The sequence below is a fragment of the Trichocoleus sp. FACHB-46 genome, from assembly GCF_014695385.1.
Lineage (GTDB): Bacteria > Cyanobacteriota > Cyanobacteriia > FACHB-46 > FACHB-46 > Trichocoleus.
In genome coordinates, this window is the sequence record NZ_JACJOD010000070.1 from 1 (window position 1) to 4,902 (window position 4,902).

Genomic DNA, 4,902 nt, shown 5'->3' on the forward strand with positions numbered 1-4,902 from the left:
TAATGGCTTGATAATCCCCTGTTTCCTCTCGCCGCTTCAGCCACAGGTCTAGGGTGTTGCGACTGATATTAAACATGCGACAGACGTCGCTTTTGCCTTCTCCACTCTGAAAAGCTTCAATCGCTTTTTGCCGCAGGTCATAGCTGTAAGGGACAGGCATAGTTGTTCCCAACGCTTCTCTCCCTCTAGAATAGCGTCCTAATGCAGCTACGTAGGGCTATACCTCCGCGATCGAGCGCTGCTGCGAACGCTGCTTCCTTCACCGCTGGGTTATGTGGGCATCCTTGGTCCGAAAAGTCGCACTCAGCGATTGCTTCAGGACTTGCAAGCCGATAGATTCATCCCCACAGCCGCTCAACTGCATCGCCTTTACAGTCCAATCGGTCTCGATATCGGTGCTGATGCGCCAGAGGCAATAGCTCTGGCGATTGTCGCAGAAATCCAAGCTGTTCTCGCCAATCGTTCTGGTGGCGCATTGAGAGAACGAATCGGCTCCATTCATAGCGAAGAATTGATACAAAAGGCAGAGGGCAAGAGGCAGAAGGCAGAAGGGAAGAATATGAACGGGACTTTGACCCTGCTCAATTCTTAGCCACCGAATCAAAGATGCAAGGTGGGAGACGAGAGACCCTTGCTCCCTTCCGGTCAAAAGACCGCTCGTGCATGAGAGCAAAAGTCAAACCTTCTGCCATCTGCCATCTGCCCTCTGCCTTCTGCCTTTCATTTTGAATTTTGAATTGCTTATGTCTGCTGTCGGTCTGATCGTGTTAGCCGCAGGCGCATCCACTCGGATGGGAATGCCGAAGCAACTGCTACAGTTCGGAGAACGGAGCCTCATCGGTCATGTTGTCGAAGTTGCGATCGCTTCGGTCTGCAATCCAATTATTGTTGTGCTGGGGGCAAGCAGCGATCGCATTAAACCAGAGGTTGAGCGGCTCGATGTACGAGTCGTCGAAAACCCGCACTGGGCAGAGGGAATGAGTACCTCAATTCGCATTGGCATAGAGACTCTTAATGCAATAAACCCAGATGTAGAAGCTGTGGTGCTGATGCTTTGCGATCAGCCTTTCGTCTCCACTCAAATTATCGATAAGCTGCAACCAGCTTACCGAGCTACAGGTAAGCCAATTATTGCTTCAGAATACGCAGAAATATCGGGCGTACCAGCATTATTCAGCCGCGCTTTGTTCTCGGAACTGAGCGCACTCAGCGGCGATGTAGGTGCAAGACAGGTCATCAAACAGCACGCCCACGCCGTTTTTGCAGTTCCTTTTCCAGAAGGTGCGATCGATCTCGATACACCAAAAAACTACGAGGCGTTTCAGGCACAGTCAGTTCCTTTCATCCACTGGCGATGATTTTGTACAGTGACTTTTCGTTTGTCATGGAGACACACTAATGTCGTAAAGAAACAAAGCTAATGCTAGCTGGCTTCTCCATCGGCAGTTAGCTTAATAATCGCGCTAGCTCAATGCTAGGTCGTTGAGCAAACTCTTTCTGTAACTCTGCCCCAGAAGGAGTTTTGCTGAGCGACACGAATCTGTCTCGATGTCATTTAATCTGGCACTGTACATTAGAGGTAGCAAGCTAAACTCATTTTGTTACAGGTGAACAATTACTGGGTACAAAGAAGATTTCTTGTTCAGATTGTAGATATGTATCAGTTCGAAAATTATTGACGATCGCTTGTTGCCGTAGGCTTTGAGCTTCAGACTGAGAGAGATTTGAACCGAGAACTAAGTAGTATATTCTAGAATTTACCTTTGATGGACAAATCCGGATGTCGGGAAAGGAGCGTGTGAACTCCAAACCAGCCGCTCGAATCGGCTCCTGACGTAATGCCTTAGGGTATTCTGATTGTGCGGCAATGACGTAGAACTTCTGATTGATAAGAGATGCTGCTGTTGAAGTAGAAGGGGAAGCAACTACTGCAGTACTCCGTTTTGAAAAAGGTAGACTGTCCCAGATCGTATTGCCATCTTTGGCGATTGTAGTTAAACCTGTGGTGATAGCAGCTAGGCTTCCTACCACTACACCTATCTTAATTAAAATACTCTGTTGACCTGATTTATCGCTGGACCCTGATTTTTCATCTGACATAAAGCAAATCCTGAAATCCAAGATAGTTAGCTAAGTTCAGAAGAACTACAAAGACAGTTTTGTAATTTTAGAAATATAACGTGGATTTCAACCGTCAAAGAGTCTTAACTATTACACTCAAACTTTATTTCATCCTTTATTGTCATACAGCAACTAAATTGAGGTAATTGGTAGCGGACCTGGACCAATTAATCTTTCGTGGCAGTCGATTTATGGAAGAAGTCGTCTTTTTCCACCGCAGGAGCGCCACTCTCATCCTTGCGGATCTCATCGAAAACTTTGAACTGAACAAAGTGAGTCAGCGATTGTATTGGCTACTTAAGTTAGGAGGGATTGCTGATCCTGATGGAAAAATCTCATTGGATTTGCGAATGACATTTTTGGGCAAAAGGGAACAGGCACGTAGCTGCTTAAAGAGAATACTTCAGTGGAACCCTGAAAAGTAATCTTATCTCACGGTCGTTGGTATGAGAATAACGTTACTGCTGAATTGCGTCGCGCTTTTCGCTGGCTTGAATAACTTCTAGACGACAGCAAGCTAACCCTTTGGCAGAGCGGATAGTATAAAAGACCTCATGCTTAGTTCTAGTCGTATCTGCCACCGCTCATCTCTGCCATGATGCTTTCAAGGTCTCGGTGGGATGTAAGGTTACCAGCGAGACCTTGAAAGCATTCATTCGCTATCTTTCCTTTACCTGCCTGTGCTCACTATCTGTAATCAGTAGATTCAGCCAGAGCGCGCCATTGTGCTGTTTCTTGCTCGACGTAAGCGTTTTTCTGGGCAATGGCTCGAAGGGTGTCTGTACCAAGCGGCAACCGTAGCGGTGGCGTATCAGCATTCGCGAGCTGAAGCATCGCCTGGGCAAGCTTGGTGGGATCTCCCGGTTGTTGATAGCTCAGCTCAGAGGCGATTTTACGAACTTTGCCGACCGTCTCTACGTAATCCGGAATTTCCATTGCGGTTTTCTGGAGCGAGCTGCCATCAAGGAAATTGGTGCGGAAGTATCCGGGTTCGACCACAGTGGCATGGATGCCTAGAGGCGCTAACTCATCATGCAGCGCTTCGGTAATGCCTTCAACGGCAAACTTGGTTGAGGAGTAGATGCCCCAGCCTGGAGTGGAGCGATAACCCCCAATCGATGAGAGGTTGATAATGTGTCCAGAGCGGCGCTGACGCATACTGGGCAATACGGCACGGGTCATATTCAACAGCCCAAAGACATTCGTGCGATAGACCCGCTCAACCTCTTCTGCACTGGTTTCTTCGATGCCACCCAGTAAACCGAATCCTGCATTGTTGACTAACACATCGATCTGCCCAAAGCGTTCCAGCGCTGCTGCCACTGCTGCTTGTACCTGAGCCTCATCGGTAATATCCAAGCTCAGCGTCAACACATTGGAGTTCGACTCGAATTGCCCTAAATCAGACTTTTTACGGGCGGTTGCAATTAATTGGTCTCCTGCTGCCAAAACAGCGATCGCAATTTCGGCACCAATTCCACGGGAAGCACCTGTAATAAACCATGTTTTCTGAGTCATCTGTCTATCTCCTTTACTGCTTTATCTTTTCATTACCTTTTTGGTATGGGTTCATCATAAGTTTTAGACAAAAGGTTCTAAATACATAAACTTTGCAGATTTTTGCCTAATTTTCTCAAACGGTCGCTCGATGATCCTGCTCAGTCACGTTATTCAAATATTTGCTTTGCCGTAATTCAGTGCAGGTTCAGTAGCGGCGTTGGAAGATAGAGCTTAATCGGAGAGGGGTTCTCCAACAATCGAAGTATCATACCGATGCCCAAGATCTGTCAAACCTTGCCTGAAGGTTGGACAGATTTGGGGAAAGAATTCGTCGATCCCACCAGGCTTGATGGTGAAGAGCAAGCTTCGATTCATACCAAGTGCTGAAGGAGGTCGGAGACACCTATGTAATTAATTTTTGCGATTGCTTCTAATTGAATCAGCATTCAAGTTGCATTTTTCAATGGAGTCAGAAGCCAGGAGCCTTTATTTCAAATTCTGGCTCCTAACTCCTCAAACCCTAGCCATGCAATCTAAGTGCACATCAGCTTACGATCTGGATTAAGGCTGAATTAACGTTTCGTACAAACTTGCTGCATTTGGATGTAGTTGTTTTTGTACACCTCTAACGTTCCAGACTGCTTGCTATCCAATGTGCCATCCCATACCCAGTATTGATAATTGCCATTCCGGAACTTGTAAACTTGAACGCCTTCTGTGGCTTGGCGCGTTCCTCTTCCCAAGCTCAAATTGCCGTTACGACTTATCGAGCGATAGAGTAGTTCACCTGAAGCCTTTGTTTTCCAAATATTGACATCATATCCACCTCGGCATCTCACACTAAGGATTAAACTCGCAGTAGAATCAGCAGTAGCAGGCAAATAGAAATTAACTGCAATACAAGTTGCTAGGGCAAGAAGGAAGGTGGAGCCGTTTAGGAATGTCTTCATGGTGTTGTAGCCTGTAGTTACTGGAGTGGAATTGTTTAATCAAATCGCTTTGATAGATCCAAAGTAGAGCAGTAACTGTATTCGGAAGTCGTGTCGCAGTTAGAGCTTTATTGACAAGAGTTCTCTTTCAAAAACTGATTTTTTGCGACACAACTTGAATAGTTAAACTCTAGAATGCTGTAGCCTCAGCTCCAGACCGGGCGTTCGGTGTTAATTGACTCAGATCTTGCACCAAGGCTTAAAAGGTGGCAGAAAGGGCGTGAAACTAATAGACCGCAAGAACCATGGACATTCTTGCCCACGCCCAAGAACTAATCTATCACTTGCTCGA

The 4,902-nt window shown here is 46.5% G+C and carries 7 protein-coding genes; 3 read left to right on the forward strand and 4 right to left on the reverse strand.

The window, feature by feature from the left end:
- On the reverse strand, positions 1 to 160 hold a 160-nt coding region (locus H6F72_RS26885), incomplete at its 3' end, for a helix-turn-helix domain-containing protein (RefSeq protein ID WP_190442683.1).
- A gap of 78 nt (positions 161 to 238) precedes the next feature.
- Here H6F72_RS26885 and H6F72_RS26890 point away from each other — a divergent pair.
- Together H6F72_RS26890 and H6F72_RS26895 are read left to right on the forward strand one after the other, a co-directional pair.
- The gene (locus H6F72_RS26890) at positions 239 to 592 is read left to right on the forward strand and encodes an XdhC family protein (protein WP_190442693.1); all 354 of its coding nucleotides are present in this window, start codon (positions 239 to 241) and stop codon (positions 590 to 592) included.
- A gap of 151 nt (positions 593 to 743) precedes the next feature.
- Positions 744 to 1,358 (forward strand): NTP transferase domain-containing protein, encoded by a 615-nt coding sequence (locus H6F72_RS26895; protein ID WP_190442686.1) that lies wholly within the window; start codon positions 744 to 746, stop codon positions 1,356 to 1,358.
- 235 nt (positions 1,359 to 1,593) lie between these two features.
- Here the strand turns inward: H6F72_RS26895 and H6F72_RS26900 are convergent, their stop codons facing one another.
- Positions 1,594 to 2,100, reverse strand: coding sequence for a hypothetical protein (locus H6F72_RS26900; RefSeq protein WP_190442688.1), 507 nt, complete (start codon positions 2,098 to 2,100; stop codon positions 1,594 to 1,596).
- A 212-nt stretch (positions 2,101 to 2,312) separates the two neighbouring features.
- On the opposite strand from H6F72_RS26900, the gene H6F72_RS26905 reads away from it, so the two are divergent.
- Entirely contained in the window at positions 2,313 to 2,546 is a 234-nt protein-coding gene (locus H6F72_RS26905) for a hypothetical protein (RefSeq protein WP_199299341.1), read from the forward strand.
- 262 nt (positions 2,547 to 2,808) lie between these two features.
- Here H6F72_RS26905 and H6F72_RS26910 read toward each other — a convergent pair whose 3' ends face one another.
- The gene (locus H6F72_RS26910) at positions 2,809 to 3,639 is read right to left on the reverse strand and encodes an oxidoreductase (RefSeq protein WP_190442689.1); all 831 of its coding nucleotides are present in this window, start codon (positions 3,637 to 3,639) and stop codon (positions 2,809 to 2,811) included.
- A gap of 554 nt (positions 3,640 to 4,193) precedes the next feature.
- Positions 4,194 to 4,571, reverse strand: coding sequence for a hypothetical protein (locus H6F72_RS26915; protein ID WP_190442691.1), 378 nt, complete (start codon positions 4,569 to 4,571; stop codon positions 4,194 to 4,196).
- Between the last annotated feature and the right edge of the window lie 331 nt (positions 4,572 to 4,902).

Bases quoted from the DNA above. Each gene is read 5' to 3' on its own strand.
- H6F72_RS26900 (WP_190442688.1), bottom strand. From the start codon at position 2,100: ATGTCAGATGAAAAATCAGGGTCCAGCGATAAATCAGGTCAACAGAGT.
- H6F72_RS26910 (WP_190442689.1), bottom strand. From the start codon at position 3,639: ATGACTCAGAAAACATGGTTTATTACAGGTGCTTCCCGTGGAATTGGT.
- H6F72_RS26915 (WP_190442691.1), bottom strand. From the start codon at position 4,571: ATGAAGACATTCCTAAACGGCTCCACCTTCCTTCTTGCCCTAGCAACT.
- H6F72_RS26895 (WP_190442686.1), top strand. From the start codon at position 744: ATGTCTGCTGTCGGTCTGATCGTGTTAGCCGCAGGCGCATCCACTCGG.
- H6F72_RS26905 (WP_199299341.1), top strand. From the start codon at position 2,313: ATGGAAGAAGTCGTCTTTTTCCACCGCAGGAGCGCCACTCTCATCCTT.